This is a genomic window from Sphingobacterium phlebotomi, assembly GCF_008180195.1.
Lineage (GTDB): Bacteria > Bacteroidota > Bacteroidia > Sphingobacteriales > Sphingobacteriaceae > Sphingobacterium > Sphingobacterium phlebotomi.
On record NZ_VTAV01000001.1, the window covers coordinates 580,601 to 594,647 of the forward strand.

The window sequence follows — 14,047 nt, forward strand, 5'->3', positions numbered from 1 at the left end:
AGGAGTAAAAATGAAAAAGGCAAATGAATTTATATCGGATCTGGAAGCAATTATTAAGAGAGAAGCGTCTATGGAAATTTTTTATGTAAGAATAAAATGAAGATTTATAACTATTTATAAGTTCGTTTCTTATATTTGTGAGTATCAACTACTAGTTAATTGAAATTGTGAAAAAAATATGCTACATATTGTTGGTCTGCGGATTATTTGCATCCTGCAAATCGGATGAGCTAGAACAACTTTTGTTTGATAGGGTTTCGAGTATCCAGGTAGCTATACAGCGGGGAAGTATGGGGTCTTTGGCGCCCGGTTTGCCAGCTGAAGTGGCAATCGGAACCTATCCATTTGAATACGATGCATTGGGTCGTGTAGTAAAGGTAGGTTACAAAACTTTTTATTACGGTCCGGATGGCAAAGTAGCTTATTCCAAAGAGGGAGAGATAAATCCGAACGACAATTATTATTTTGAACGATTGAGTTATCATTGGGATGGACAGGGTAGATTGAAAGAGGTGTATGTAGATAGTTTGTTCCAGAGATACCTGAACTATGACCATCAACCCATTTCTGACGAACTTGCTTATCAAGAAAGTGATTTAGAGGGTGTCTTGTTGGCGACGTTTAGTTATGAGGGGGATAATCGTAGACCATCCACCATTAAATATCGTAAAATGAATCGAACGCTGCCGTCCCTAACTGTTGCGTTGGGAGAAGAAGAGGAAGTCAGCTATATATATGAGGGCGAAAATGTTGTGTCCGTTCAGCTTGACGGATATTTGAAACAGAATCGGATCGGATTAGATGTTCCCGTAGGTCTACTTCCTTACAAAATGGAAGCAGTTTATACCTATTTAAGTAATCCACACCATTTATCGAAAATATATACACAATTGGGTTTTCATCCCTATAATCTGACCGAAGTAGTAAGCGCCAATTGTATTGCCAGAAGTCAGGTAAATATTGAAATAGAGGGAGGAGAAGATATAGAAGATAGATGGACGCCACCGAAAGGAGGGGATATCCATTGGACGGATTTAGATACTGACTGGGAAGCACCTTTGTTTTCTTTCGGAAAAACGAATTATAGTTACCGCTTCAATGTATTAGATCTGCCTACAGAAATTGTTGAGGAAGGTGACGGCACGATGCAACGCACGGTAATTACCTACGAATAATCTTTAAGAAGCTGATCTTTAGATAAATTTTAATTTCTCCTTTTTAGTTTTTATCTTTGCGTCCCCTCTTGCGCGAAGCACGGGGGATATGTTGAATACATAAACAATTAAAAGAGAATGGCAACTAAAATCAGATTGCAAAGACACGGTAAAAAAGGAAAGCCTTTTTACCACGTAGTAGTAGCAGATTCACGTGCTCCACGTGATGGTAAATTCATTGAGCGTTTAGGTTCTTACAACCCGAACACAAACCCGGCATCTATCGTTTTGGATTTCGACAGAGCATTGTACTGGATGAACGTGGGTGCACAACCTACAGACACAGCTCGTGCTATCCTTTCTTACAAAGGTGTTCTTTACAAAAAACACTTAGAAGGTGGTGTGAAAAAAGGTGCTTTTGATGAAGCCCAGTTAGAGGAGAAGTTCGCTAAGTGGTTAGAAGAAAAAGACGCGAAAATTGAAGGTAAGAAAACAGGTTTAGTTCAATCGAAAGAAGATGCTAAAAAGGCTGCTCTTGCTGCTGAAGCAAAGAAAAATGCAGAAAAAGCTGCCGCTCTTGCTGCGAAAAATGCACCAGTTGCAGAAGAAACTGAAGCTGTAGAAGGCGAAGAAGCAGAGGCAGAGGCACCTGCTGAGACTCCAGAAGCTACAGCGGAAGATGCTGCAAAAACAGAAGAAACTGAAGGATAGATCTTATTCATACAGATTCAAGAAAGCCGAGTTTATAAAAATTCGGCTTTTCTTATGTTCTTTTTTATCTTAAAAAAGAACCAAAAAAGTCGTCGCTTCGGATGTTTGAGAGGGATGGATAGTACTAAGGGTGAATTTGTACATACCTTAAACATCCGGATGCGACATTGGTGGTTAAGGGGGGAAGGTGCATTGCGTAAATGAATACCATCATTGACTGATTTTGGTTGCGCGGGCTAAGACGGCCTTATATTGTTTTGCAGCCATTTTTGTGAAGGCTATTCCGTTAAAAACAGAATGCTGTCTGAGCGAAGCGAGTTCCATTCTGTTTAGGAATAGATAAGGAAAAATAGCAAAACCATATTCAGCCTTGATTTTTTGTTTCTTTTTCATCAAGGAAAAAGAAAAAGATTAATATTATGAACATCGACGAGACATTTTATATCGGTTATATTACTAAAACCCGCGGATTAAAGGGGGAAATGCAATTGTTTTTTGAATTTGAAGATTATATTGAACTGGATTTCGATGTACTCTTCTTGGAGATAGACAAAAAACTGGTGCCTTATTTTATAGATAGTATGAAGTTGCAGAAGAATAGTACCGCATACCTAAACCTGGAAGATATTGACCATGTAGATAAAGCACAGGTGCTTTTAAAAAAGAAAGTTTACCTTCCCAAAGATAAAATGCCCGAAAGAGATCCGGACGATTTTCGCTATACAGATCTAGTGGGTTTTCTTGTTGTTGATGAACTTGAAGGCGAAATTGGTGAGATAATCGATGTGCAGGAATTTCCACAACAATTTATTGCTACCGTTGATTTTGCAGGGAAGGAATTGATGTTCCCTTTGAGTGAAGACCTTATTTTGGGAATTGATGAGGAAGAACAGGTGATAGAAGTGGAATTACCCGAAGGCTTAATTGATGTATATCGGGAGTCGTAAATCTCGATTTAAAAAAGGACTTTCATAACTCCTATAACTTCCATATCTTTCGTAACTTTTAGATAAAAAATGAAGATTGTAGACCATATAAAAAACGCGAACGGAAAAACGTTGTTTTCATTCGAGCTATTACCTCCCGCAAAAGGACAGGGTATCCAGAGTATTTTTAAGACCATGGATGAACTGATGGAATTTAAACCACCATTTATTGACGTGACTTATCACCGGGAAGATTATTTGTATAAACAACACGTTAGCGGGTTGTTGGAGCGTGTAGCGTATCGAAAAAGACCGGGTACCGTCGCTATCTGTGCGGCTATTATGAACAAATATAAAGTGGATGCCGTCCCTCATTTGATTTGTGGTGGATTTACTAAAGAAGAGACGGAAAATGCACTTATCGATTTAAATTTTCTGGGTATTGATAATGTGCTCGTGCTTCGCGGTGACGCGAGAAAAGGTGACCCTGATTTTGTCCCTACACCCGGCGGACATGCTTATGCAACGGACTTGCTACAGCAAGTTGTTGATATGAACAAGGGGAAATATTTGCATGAAGATATCGAAAGTTCTGCAAAAACCGATTTCTGTATAGGTGTAGCGGGTTATCCGGAGAAGCATTTTGAGTCTCCTAATTTCAATACGGACTTCAAGTGGTTAAAGAAGAAAGTGGAAATGGGAGCGGAGTTTATTGTGACGCAAATGTTTTTCAATGTTGAGAAGTATAAGGAATTTGTCACGAAATGTAGAGACAACGGGATTCATGTACCTATTATTCCGGGACTCAAGCCGTTGACTACCAAAAGGCAATTGATTACATTGCCTAAGATTTTCCATTTGGATATTCCGGAGGAACTAAGCGATGCAGTAGAAGATTGTAAGACAAATGCGGATGTACGTCAAGTAGGAGAGGAATGGCTCGTGGAGCAATGTAAAGAACTGATCAAATTTGGTGCTCCTGTCTTGCATTTCTACACCATGAGTAACCCAGGACCGACCAAGAAAATTGTGGAGCGGTTGGTGTAGTAACAGGCCTTTGGTTTGTTAAAATTGTTAATATACACGTCTTGACAGCCTTTATACGTAGTTTTAATAGACTAACAAAGTGTGTTTATGAAAAGCTACGATAAAATAAACAATCTATCTGGATAGATATATAAAGTAAAAAAAGGATAAAAAAAGAGGCATTTGCCTCTTTTTTTATCCTTTTTTTACTTCTTTAGCCCAGCTATCCTTTAAAGTAACTGTGCGGTTAAACACCAGACGTTCTTCGGTAGACTTCGTATCCAGCGTGAAATAACCCAGTCTGATAAACTGATAGCCTTTGCCAGCTTCCACTGTTGCTAAATCGGGTTCGATATAGGTTTTGTTGATAATTTGTAAGCTATCTGGGTTAATAGATGCTTTGAAATCTTCTGCAGCGGCAGGATTCTCCTCATTAAATAAACGGTCGTAAAGCCGAACTTCTGCCTCTTTGGCATGCGCCACCGATACCCAATGAATCGTTCCCTTTACCTTTAAGCCTGATGTGTCTTCACCCGATTTTGAATTGGGGACATACGTACAGTGTACTTCTGTTACATGACCATTCTCATCTTTAACAAAATCATGGCATTGCACGATGTAGGCATGTTTTAAGCGTACAGAAAGACCGGGGCCTAATCGGAAAAACTTCTTCGGTGGTTCTTCCATAAAGTCATCTCTTTCAATCCAAAGCTCTTTGGAAAATGGGATGATACGGGAACCTTCTCCCCCCTCTACTTCCGGATTGTTTTCTCCAATTAATTCCTCTGTTTGTCCATCTGGGTAATTGGTGATAACAAGCTTGATTGGATTCAGTACCGCCATTCGTCGCCAAGCGGAAGCATTAAGATCTTCCCGGATACAGAACTCCAATAAACCAACGTCAATCATATTTTCCCGCTTTTGCACACCGATTCGCTCGCAGAAATTACGGATAGATGCGGATGTATAACCACGACGTCTTAAACCTGAAATAGTTGGCATACGAGGATCGTCCCAGCTTTCTACAAATTTCTCGTTTACCAATTGCAATAATTTACGTTTGCTCATCACCGTATAGGTCATATTCAAACGCGCAAATTCGTATTGTTTGGATGGGAATATCTCCAGTTTCTCAATAAGCCAATCATACAACGGGCGATGTGGAATAAACTCTAACGTACAAATAGAATGTGTGATTTTTTCAATAGAATCTGATTGACCGTGTGCAAAATCATACATCGGGTAAATACACCATTTGTCACCCGTGCGGTGATGATGAGCATGTTTTATGCGATATAATAAGGGGTCACGTAGGTGCATGTTTGGACTTGCCAAATCGATCTTTGCACGGAGCACCTTTTCACCGTCTTTATATTTACCCTCTCGCATTTCTTGAAAAAGCTTTAGATTCTCCTCGATACTACGATCGCGATAAGGTGTAGGCACACCGGGTTCCGTAGGCGTACCTTTCGAAGCGGCAATTTGCTCGGAAGTACTGTCGTCTACGTAAGCTAGTCCTTTCTTTATTAAATCAACGGCGTATGTATACAAGGTCTCAAAATAGTCGGAAGTATATAATTCTTCCGCCCATTGAAAACCTAGCCACTGGATATCCTTTTTGATGCTGTCCACATACTCCGTATCTTCGGTCACGGGGTTGGTGTCATCAAAACGTAGGTTGGTTTTTCCATTGTACTTTTCTGCAAGAGCAAAATTGAGGCAAATGGATTTTGCATGACCGATATGGAGATAACCATTTGGTTCTGGCGGAAAACGTGTCAAAATACGCCCGTCATGTGTGCCTTTGCGGAGATTCTCTTCGATAATTTCCTCAATGAAATTCAGTGGTTTTTCTTCGTTTAACATAACTACAAAGTTACTTTTTTTTGTCTTCTTTTTCCCGTAAAAAGAAGCAAAACCTCGTCGCTTCGAATGTTTTATATTAAGGGTAGTACTAAGGATGAGTTTGTACAGTTGTAAAACATCCGGATGCGACATTAGAAGGCTAAGGAGAGGGTGGTGCAATGCGTAAATAAAAGCGGTCAATAATAAACAGCGGTTACGTGGACTAAGTCGGCCTCGCATTGTTCCGCGGCCAGCTTTGCGCAGCATATTCCGTTAAAAACAGAATGCTGTTTGACCGAAGGGAGTTCCATTCTGTTTAGGAATAGACAAGTAAAGATAGCGGAACCTTGCAAGCCTAGATCTTTTGCTTCTTTTCCATCAATGGGAAAAGAAGAAGAAAATTCTGTATTTTCGAATATGAAATATATAATAAGCAATATTTTTCTTTTTCTATTCATTATTGTACAGCCTTGTTTAGGCCAAAAAGCAAAGAAACCCCAGGTTATCGTATATGGATCTGATCTCTTGGCGTTTTCGGCCGCGGTACAGAGCGCTAAATCGAGTGTTCCGACAATATGGGTGGTGGAGGGCGAGCAGCTAATTCCCGAATTTTCCAGTGGACAGGTGCATATCGAGAGCATGCCACACATGGACGGAGGGGTTTGGATGGAAATCTTGATGGAAATGGCGCTTGCAAAATCTCGGGATGATTCACTAGCGACAGTTGTCAAACAGGAAATGAATCCTCGGCTATTTCAGAATGCAGTAGAGAAAGTATTGCGGAAGCTACCGCAATTAACGATCATGAAAGGAGAAGATGTGCTGTCTATCAAACAAAGAAAGCGAGATTGGGAGGTGCAAGTATCCAGTAAGAACAAGTATGTCGTCAGGTGTGTGGTGGATGCATCCCAGAAACAAAAACTAGCTGGTTTAGTGAATATATCGTGGGATAACAATATTGAACCGATGCAACCACTTCGTGCATTGTCCCCGGCGCAAGTGCGTACGTTGGTGGCGGTAGGACAAATCGGTAACAACCTGTATGGTACACAATTGAAGAATATTTTAGTAGGAGAAAAACAGGGTTTTTTCAATTTTAGCGGTGTAGCAGAATTATGGAATGAAGATATGACATTAAGCCCTTTCCGTGCAGCAGTAGGACAAGCCGTCGGGGCAACAGCGGCTTATTTAGCGTTTTTCAAAACTTCTGCTGATCAGGTGGATATCCGAAAATTGCAAACGGAATTAATGACATACAACGCCCGTATTTTGCCCTATCAAGATATTGCGATTAACGACGTACACTTTTATGCTTTGCAACGCTTTGGATTAGCAAGTGTATTGCCAAATCTTCATAAAGAGGAAGGTTTTCATTTCCAAAAAGATGAACGCGTCAGTTTCGAAGAAGTAGAACCCATTTTTGACCGATTATACTCTCGAAGCCAGTTGTGGTTTTTAGACAACAAGGGTGACTTTTTTCAATGGAAAGATTTTCTGTCACTGATTAAATTTGTAGGACTTCGCGGCGATGATATAAACCAGCAGATAGAGAAAGAATGGTCTGGAAAACTTGGATTCAAAGGAAATTTTGACAAAGAGGCGTTCGTTAACCGTTATCAATTTGCCGCAATTTTGGATAGATTTGCAAACCCATATGTAAAAGCGGTCAATCAACAAGGAGATTTTATTAATTAAATTTCATTGTTCTTTTTTTAGAAAAAGAACTAAAAAATCGTCGCTTCAAATCTTTGAGGAAGGGGATAGTACTAAGGATGGGTTTCTACAACCTCAAAAATTTGGATGCGACCTTTTGATGTTAATGTGGGACATTACACTACCTGTATACTGTATCAAAAACCAGTATAGCAGCTTCTAAGTAGAATTTGAGATTAGCGAAGACGAACCATCCGTAAGTAAAGCGGTCAATCATTGATTGGCGCTGATGCGGGTTATAACGGCATAGCATTGTTCCGCGGCAAGCTTTACGCAGGATATTCCGTTAAAAACAGAATGCTGTTTGACCGAAGGGAGTTTCATTCTGTTTAGGAATAGACAAGTAAAGATAGTGGAACCTTGCAAGCCTTGACTTTTTGTTTCTTTTTCGTCAAGGAAAAAGAAATTAAAGAAACTAAACCTTTTCTTTTTTCGGAAACATCAAGGAAGCCACGATACTAATCGCCAAAATAGATATAATGATAATCAAGGAGTGAACTGTTTGGAACCCTAATTCTTCCAGCCAGCTATGCAGCAGCATTTTTGCTCCGATGAAAATCAATAGAAATGCCAAACCGACTTTTAGGTAATGGAATTTGTCAATGATGTTCACTAAAAGAAAAAACATAGAGCGTAATCCCAGAACAGCAAAGATATTGGAGAAAAACACAATATAAGGATCTTTTGTTACAGAAAAGATAGCGGGGATAGAATCCACAGCAAAAATCAAATCGGTAAATTCGATGACCAATAATACTAAAAACAAAGGCGTCATGTACCTTACCCCGTTTTCTATGTGGAAAAAACGGCCGCCATCCATACGGGAAGTTACTTTAAAGTACTTGGACATGAATTTTACGACAGGATGATTTTGAGGGTCAACTTCCTCTTCCTTATTTCGGTTGAGGTACATCATAATTCCTGTATACACCAAAAAGGCACCGAAAACGTAGAGTATCCAGCCAAACTTAGCAATTAGGGCGGCCCCTACGAAAATGAAGATACAACGCAGTATAATCGCACCGATAATTCCCCATACCAGTACCTTATGATAGTACTTCTCCGGGATACCAAAAGACGAAAATAGAAGGACCATTACAAAGATGTTATCTACCGATAAAGCATATTCTACAACATAGCCAGTAAGATATTCTAAACTTAAAGTTTTGTTGTATAGCTGAATACTGGCTGCCAAATCGTTTTCATTGACACGAATATTATGATAGTGCTTCGCGATGATCTCTTGCAGCCGGGCAAAATCATGGACATTGTGTAGTTCATTCCCCCAGATGTACAGTATTAAACCGAATGCCAGGGCAAAGAAAACCCAGACAGCACTCATGATGGCGGCCGCTTTGAATGATACCGGCTTGTCGCTCTTGGAAAATAATCCCAAGTCAATGGCGAGCATGAGGACAATGAATACGATAAACCCTCCAAAAAATAACAGTTCGTGGCTCATATGATGTAAATTCTATTTATTTCTTTCTGTTGTAAACCGGACTAATTGTTCCAATGCAACTTTATAAGTATTATCGGGGAATGCTGTTAATATATCAAAGGCTTCCTGTTGGTACTGCAACATCTTTTCTCTTGCATAGTCCATACCTCCGCTACTCCGTACAAAAGTAATAACTTCGGCGACCTTATCTTTGTTTTCACTATGATTTTTTACCAAGTTGATAATACGCCTCTTCTCCGCACGCTTTGTATTTTTAAGGGCATAGATGAGGGGTAAGGTCATCTTTTTTTCTTTGATATCATTCCCTACAGGTTTTCCGACATCGTCTAATCCGAAGTCAAAAAGGTCATCTTTTATTTGAAAGGCGATTCCAACTTTCTCACCAAATAGGTGTAGACGCTCGATGGTGTCTTGTGGAGCCTTTGCAGAAGAAGCACCACAGGCACAACAAGCGGCAATGAGAGACGCTGTTTTCTTGCGGATAACTTCAAAATATACTTCCTCCTTAATATCAAGTTTGCGGGCTTTTTCGATTTGGAGCAACTCGCCCTCACTCATCTCTTCTACTGCATCGGACATAACCTTTAATAGGTTAAGTTCATTGTGCTCAACAGAAAGTGACATACCTTTCGAAAGTAGAAAGTCGCCCAGTAATACCGCTATTTTGTTCTTCCACAAAGCATTCACCGAGAAGAATCCGCGACGCTCATTCGCATTGTCCACCACGTCGTCATGTATTAAGGATGCCGTATGCAATAATTCTACCAATGAAGCTGCCCTATAGCTGGAATCGTTGATGTTCCCGCACAATCCAGCCGAAAGAAAAACAAACATAGGGCGCATCTGTTTTCCTTTTTGTTTCAAGATATATTGTGTAATGCGGTTTAACAAAGGTACAGAGCTATGCATCGATTCTTTAAACCGGCTTTCAAATTCTTTTAGCTCTTGTGCTATCGGGTTTTGTATATCTTTTAATTTCAGCATGAAAAATGGCTAAATAACCATGGGTTTTAAAGCAGTTAAAATTGCAATAAATATAGTAAATAGATTATAAAGCGTCGATAGCTAATTCTAATTCTTTATACCATTCTTCACCATATTCGCGAATAAGGGGTTCCTTGACAAATTTGTATACCGGAATCCCCAGTTCTTTGCCAAATGTGCAAGCATCACTACAAATATGCCAACGATCGTAATGTAAAACGTCAAACGCTGGATAACGTGTTGTGCGGATTGGGTAGAGGTGGCAGGAAATAGGTTTCTTCCAATCTACTTCACCTTGTTCATATGCTTTTTCAATCGCACACTTCGTGATACCGTTGTCCCAAGTTACATAAGCACATTCTTTATTGCCATCTACACAAGTTGTTGTTAAATCACCATCCATATCAATGACGTGTGTGCCTTGCTCTTCGATAGCTTGAATGCCCTTTTCAGTCATATAGGGTTTAACTTTCGGGTAGATTTCCCGAAGAATCTCCGTTTCTTTTTCATTTAAAGGTGCTCCAGCGTCGCCTTCCACGCAGCAGATACCCTTGCATTTGTTTAGATTACAAACAAAGTCATTCTTGATGATATCCTCATGCACCAATACGTTGCCTACTTCAATCATGTCGTTTATTTTGAATAACTAACGCGCTTTCCAAGCGTGTGTTTTAAGCCCTTTGCACTGATCAATTCCATGGTCACGGTGCCCACCAAAATCTCTACTTGCGCTTTTACGGGAATACGATTACCGTCATTGGTGACCCATAGGAAAAGTTGACTATCTTTTCTGAATATCCTACCTGGAGTAATCTCTGGACTGAATTTAATACATTCGAGCTCTCCCAACGATGTTTTGATCTTTTCGATACCGATGTATTTGATGCCCAATTGAGCGACTTCATCGTTTAAGAAATAGGTTAGCTTAAACGAATCTCCTTTTTTGAGAGAAGACAGATCCAGGTTACGCGAAAAATAATAGGCGGATAGTAAATCGAAAAATTGCGATGTAGGGCTGGTGAATGTACCTTTCTTTCCCGAAACCTTTTTATTCCGATGATCGAAAGTAGCATATTCCTCACGGGTATAGCTTCCCTCATGTATATCTTCGATATAGAGATACGGAAGATATGTATCGCCATCAATATAGGAATCGTACTTATTCCTTACTTTATAAACCGCGAATATTCCAGAGGTCTGACCAAAAGCCGACAGATGGAAAGCATTAGGATTGCTAAAACGCAACTTCGAATTTTCTACTTTTAAGGTACCCGTTGCAACAGATAAGATACCATACTTTAACTTATATGTCAAGTTCTCACCTGCTTGGTATGTAGGCTGTGGTAAATAGGGTAAAGTCTGTCCGATAGCCAAACCCATGCTGCAAATGAATAACGCGATAACCGTATAAATCTTCTTCATATAGAGTGGACAAAAATAGTCGCTAATAGTTTAACTTTTGCGCTTATATACGGGCACTGTGGAGCAGGGTTCGCCATACATGATACTCTTGACGACTTTGCTTAAACCGAGTGTGAATTTAATAAACGCGGATTCTGGAACATAAACGTCTCCACATCCTTTCACGACCACACGTTCATCCTGATAGGTGCTAAAATCAATCTGATCTAATGCCTGATTAAATAAATTGTCCAATACTGTTTCTTTATCCCCAAAATGTACAGATAGTGCATAGGGTTCAAGTTTATTGGTGAGGAGCATATATGCCCAAGTAGGAACGATGGCATCTGTTGAGCAGATAATACCAATATGCTTATTCTGGTATTGGCTCCAATCATGTTCCTTGATAAATGCTCGAAAATCTTTTTCCTTTAGTATAAGGCCGTGAAATAAATTATCCTTGATGTCATACACGACAATTTCTTCATTTGGAGCATAATGCGCTAAATCAATGGTAATTAGACCACTTTGGGCAACTTTATTAACGATATTTTCTTGAATGTCCATACGATATCAAAACAAAAAGCCGGACATATTATTGTCCGGCTATAAAGTTACTTATTATATCCTAATAGAATCTAATGCGATTGTCATGAATATCGGCTTTGTGTTGGAGGGCCTGATAAATGGCTCCCCAAGAACGTTGCGCTTTGGCCGTTTGCATTTGTTGCTTTTGATTGTTTATATCGCTGGCTACAAGTTCAGCGGGATTAACAAAACCCGTCACTTGTACGGCATAAACACCTTGTTCGCCCTTTACTGCTTTAGACAGCTTGTTTGGTTGCAAACCAAACGCTGCCCCCACAACCGCTGGTTCCATCGCAATGCCTGGAAGCACTGGGTTTGCCATAACGATATTTTCGATATCGACCGCTGTTTTTTCTAATTTTTGTGCCACTTGGTCTATCGAAGAAGCACCATTCAATGCATTGTTTAGCTTTTCTGTCAGCATTCTTGCTTTAACTTCATTGCGTACGCGCGCTTCAATTTGCGGTTTCACTGCCTCCAATGAAAGTGTGCCTTTAGGCTGTACCGCGACTACACGTGCTACAACAAAATGATCTTCGGTATCAAATACCCGTTCTGAAACTTCTCCTTTTTTAGCTTCAAAGGCCCAACGAATAAGGTCTCTAGGAACCTCAACACCATTGAAAGTATTGTCCATTGGTACCACGCGCTCCGCTTTATGTACGGTAGTACTATGTTTATTCGCTACTTCTGCAAAGTTTTTGTTATTCATATCACCAAAGAAGCTATTTGCCTTAGCATAGGCGGCATCTGTGGTGGCTTTACCACTGTTGATAACCTTGTCTACAATAGCCGCTTTAACAATTTTCGAATTGCCAATTTGCTTTTCGATTCGGATAATGTGTGTACCAAAACGGCTATTAACGATAACGACATCGCCAACCTTACCAGAAAATACAGCTTCGTCAAATTCTGGAACCATTTGCCCACGAGGGAAAGTACCTAAATCACCCCCATTTATTTTGCTGCCTTCGTCCATACTGAATTGTACAGCGAGTGCAGAGAAGCTATCTCCTTGTTGAACCAATCTTTTGATAGAATCTGCTTTCGCCTGTGCTTTATCTACCCCACCTTCTGCTGTTGTATTTAATAAAATATGCGAAGCTTTTACGGAATCCGGACTGAATTTAGCATCTATAACCTTTGCAACCTCAAATCTGTCTTGAGACAAGAACGGTCCCACTGTCGTGCCGACAGGCGCATTAAAAATTACAGAATCTAACGCTGGACTTACTTGTCCTTTACGGAGATAAGTAAAGGGATATTTTGTATCGGAATTAACTGTAGCAAATAACGAATCTGTCGTAGAATTTACGAGCTCTGATTTCAATTGCTCAATAACGGACTTTGTGGCTGCGGTATCGTTAGCAGTAGGTCTGGCATCAAACAACACGTACTCTATTGTCCGTGTTTCCTCTTGATTATCGAATGCGTTTTTATGTGCATCATAGTATGCTTTGTAATCCGCATCAGTTAATTTGATTTCAGCATCTTTCACCGAAGAATAATCAAGCATCAAATATTTAAAGTTGGCCAGTTTATTACGTTGGTTATACTCTTCTTGAGCTTCTAATGACGTAACATATACACTATTGGTCAATAGATTTGAATATTTTTCGTTCAACCGTTCGTTACGGATGTTTTCTAAAAGCATTTCCCATTGTTGACGCATTTCTGGTGTCCCCTGACTGTTGATTTGCGAAAGGAATGTATTCAACTGTGTTTTATCGAATATACCTGTTTCCGGGTTGGTGAATGCCTGAACAATTTGAGGAGAAGGATTGGAGCCGGATACCAAGCTATTGAGCTCATCCCTTCCAACAGAAAGACCTATTTTTTCAATCTCCTGTTTCAAAAGCTCTTGTGAGATAAATTGATTCCAAACTTGCTGTACCGCATAATTACGCATTTGAGGAGATGATGTTCCACCCATTTGCTGTTGATACATTGCTGTGGTTTGATCAACCTGTGCGTTAAATACTTGATAGTCGAGGGATTCCCCATTAACACTACCCACTTGATTTTGATTTTTCATCCAAAAAGGAGTTCCATAGCTGATGATATCTCCTAATAAAAATGCAATAATTGCTAAACCAATGACGGTTACTACCAGCCCTGCTCGGTTCCGCAAATAGCTCATTAATCCCATATCTATATACTCTGTTTATTCAGTTACTTAATTGACCTATATTAAAAACAAGGCGCAAGATACAACTTTTATGAAAAAAAAGATAAAA

13 protein-coding genes are annotated in these 14,047 nt (G+C 39.8%); 5 read left to right on the forward strand and 8 right to left on the reverse strand.

The window, feature by feature from the left end:
• The first annotated feature begins 167 nt into the window (after positions 1–167).
• A complete protein-coding gene (locus FXV77_RS02010) occupies positions 168–1,175 on the forward strand; it encodes a hypothetical protein (RefSeq protein WP_148917544.1) in 1,008 nt (335 codons plus the stop codon).
• A gap of 117 nt (positions 1,176–1,292) precedes the next feature.
• On the forward strand, positions 1,293–1,865 hold the full coding sequence (locus tag FXV77_RS02015) for a 30S ribosomal protein S16 (RefSeq protein ID WP_148917545.1): 573 nt from the start codon (positions 1,293–1,295) through the stop codon (positions 1,863–1,865).
• 210 nt (positions 1,866–2,075) lie between these two features.
• Here FXV77_RS02015 and FXV77_RS02020 read toward each other — a convergent pair whose 3' ends face one another.
• On the reverse strand, positions 2,076–2,258 hold the full coding sequence (locus FXV77_RS02020; RefSeq protein WP_148917546.1) for a hypothetical protein: 183 nt from the start codon (positions 2,256–2,258) through the stop codon (positions 2,076–2,078).
• 26 nt (positions 2,259–2,284) lie between these two features.
• On the opposite strand from FXV77_RS02020, the gene rimM reads away from it, so the two are divergent.
• Positions 2,285–2,812 (forward strand): ribosome maturation factor RimM, encoded by a 528-nt coding sequence (gene rimM / locus FXV77_RS02025; protein ID WP_148917547.1) that lies wholly within the window; start codon positions 2,285–2,287, stop codon positions 2,810–2,812.
• 69 nt (positions 2,813–2,881) lie between these two features.
• Complete coding sequence (gene metF / locus FXV77_RS02030) at positions 2,882–3,838, forward strand: methylenetetrahydrofolate reductase [NAD(P)H] (RefSeq protein WP_148917548.1); 957 nt, start codon at positions 2,882–2,884, stop codon at positions 3,836–3,838.
• A gap of 174 nt (positions 3,839–4,012) precedes the next feature.
• On the opposite strand, the gene FXV77_RS02035 is transcribed toward metF, so the two are convergent.
• Positions 4,013–5,683, reverse strand: coding sequence for a glutamine--tRNA ligase/YqeY domain fusion protein (locus FXV77_RS02035; RefSeq protein WP_148917549.1), 1,671 nt, complete (start codon positions 5,681–5,683; stop codon positions 4,013–4,015).
• A gap of 396 nt (positions 5,684–6,079) precedes the next feature.
• Between FXV77_RS02035 and FXV77_RS02040 the strand changes: the two genes are divergently transcribed.
• Positions 6,080–7,357 carry an FAD-dependent oxidoreductase gene (locus tag FXV77_RS02040; protein ID WP_148917550.1) on the forward strand — a complete coding sequence of 426 codons (1,278 nt, stop codon included), beginning with the start codon at positions 6,080–6,082 and terminating at the stop codon, positions 7,355–7,357.
• Positions 7,358–7,790: 433 nt separating this feature from the next.
• On the opposite strand, the gene FXV77_RS02045 is transcribed toward FXV77_RS02040, so the two are convergent.
• From FXV77_RS02045 to FXV77_RS02070, 6 genes are all read right to left on the reverse strand, one after another.
• Positions 7,791–8,837, reverse strand: a complete 1,047-nt coding sequence (locus FXV77_RS02045) for a TerC family protein (protein WP_148917551.1) — start codon at positions 8,835–8,837, stop codon at positions 7,791–7,793.
• A gap of 12 nt (positions 8,838–8,849) precedes the next feature.
• The gene (locus FXV77_RS02050) at positions 8,850–9,821 is read right to left on the reverse strand and encodes a polyprenyl synthetase family protein (protein WP_148917552.1); all 972 of its coding nucleotides are present in this window, start codon (positions 9,819–9,821) and stop codon (positions 8,850–8,852) included.
• A 64-nt stretch (positions 9,822–9,885) separates the two neighbouring features.
• Complete coding sequence (locus FXV77_RS02055) at positions 9,886–10,449, reverse strand: DUF3109 family protein (protein WP_148917553.1); 564 nt, start codon at positions 10,447–10,449, stop codon at positions 9,886–9,888.
• 5 nt (positions 10,450–10,454) lie between these two features.
• Positions 10,455–11,243, reverse strand: coding sequence for a DUF3108 domain-containing protein (locus FXV77_RS02060; RefSeq protein WP_148917554.1), 789 nt, complete (start codon positions 11,241–11,243; stop codon positions 10,455–10,457).
• 30 nt (positions 11,244–11,273) lie between these two features.
• Complete coding sequence (locus FXV77_RS02065; protein WP_148917555.1) at positions 11,274–11,789, reverse strand: DUF2480 family protein; 516 nt, start codon at positions 11,787–11,789, stop codon at positions 11,274–11,276.
• Positions 11,790–11,850: 61 nt separating this feature from the next.
• Positions 11,851–13,959 carry a peptidylprolyl isomerase gene (locus FXV77_RS02070; protein ID WP_148917556.1) on the reverse strand — a complete coding sequence of 703 codons (2,109 nt, stop codon included), beginning with the start codon at positions 13,957–13,959 and terminating at the stop codon, positions 11,851–11,853.
• Between the last annotated feature and the right edge of the window lie 88 nt (positions 13,960–14,047).

What these genes read in the sequence shown, in the direction of transcription:
- FXV77_RS02015 (WP_148917545.1), top strand. Translation starts at nt 1,293, where the DNA reads ATGGCAACTAAAATCAGATTGCAAAGACACGGTAAAAAAGGAAAGCCT.
- FXV77_RS02020 (WP_148917546.1), bottom strand. Translation starts at nt 2,258, where the DNA reads ATGAAAAAGAAACAAAAAATCAAGGCTGAATATGGTTTTGCTATTTTT.
- rimM (WP_148917547.1), top strand. Translation starts at nt 2,285, where the DNA reads ATGAACATCGACGAGACATTTTATATCGGTTATATTACTAAAACCCGC.
- metF (WP_148917548.1), top strand. Translation starts at nt 2,882, where the DNA reads ATGAAGATTGTAGACCATATAAAAAACGCGAACGGAAAAACGTTGTTT.
- FXV77_RS02035 (WP_148917549.1), bottom strand. Translation starts at nt 5,683, where the DNA reads ATGTTAAACGAAGAAAAACCACTGAATTTCATTGAGGAAATTATCGAA.
- FXV77_RS02040 (WP_148917550.1), top strand. Translation starts at nt 6,080, where the DNA reads ATGAAATATATAATAAGCAATATTTTTCTTTTTCTATTCATTATTGTA.
- FXV77_RS02045 (WP_148917551.1), bottom strand. Translation starts at nt 8,837, where the DNA reads ATGAGCCACGAACTGTTATTTTTTGGAGGGTTTATCGTATTCATTGTC.
- FXV77_RS02050 (WP_148917552.1), bottom strand. Translation starts at nt 9,821, where the DNA reads ATGCTGAAATTAAAAGATATACAAAACCCGATAGCACAAGAGCTAAAA.
- FXV77_RS02055 (WP_148917553.1), bottom strand. Translation starts at nt 10,449, where the DNA reads ATGATTGAAGTAGGCAACGTATTGGTGCATGAGGATATCATCAAGAAT.
- FXV77_RS02060 (WP_148917554.1), bottom strand. Translation starts at nt 11,243, where the DNA reads ATGAAGAAGATTTATACGGTTATCGCGTTATTCATTTGCAGCATGGGT.
- FXV77_RS02065 (WP_148917555.1), bottom strand. Translation starts at nt 11,789, where the DNA reads ATGGACATTCAAGAAAATATCGTTAATAAAGTTGCCCAAAGTGGTCTA.
- FXV77_RS02070 (WP_148917556.1), bottom strand. Translation starts at nt 13,959, where the DNA reads ATGGGATTAATGAGCTATTTGCGGAACCGAGCAGGGCTGGTAGTAACC.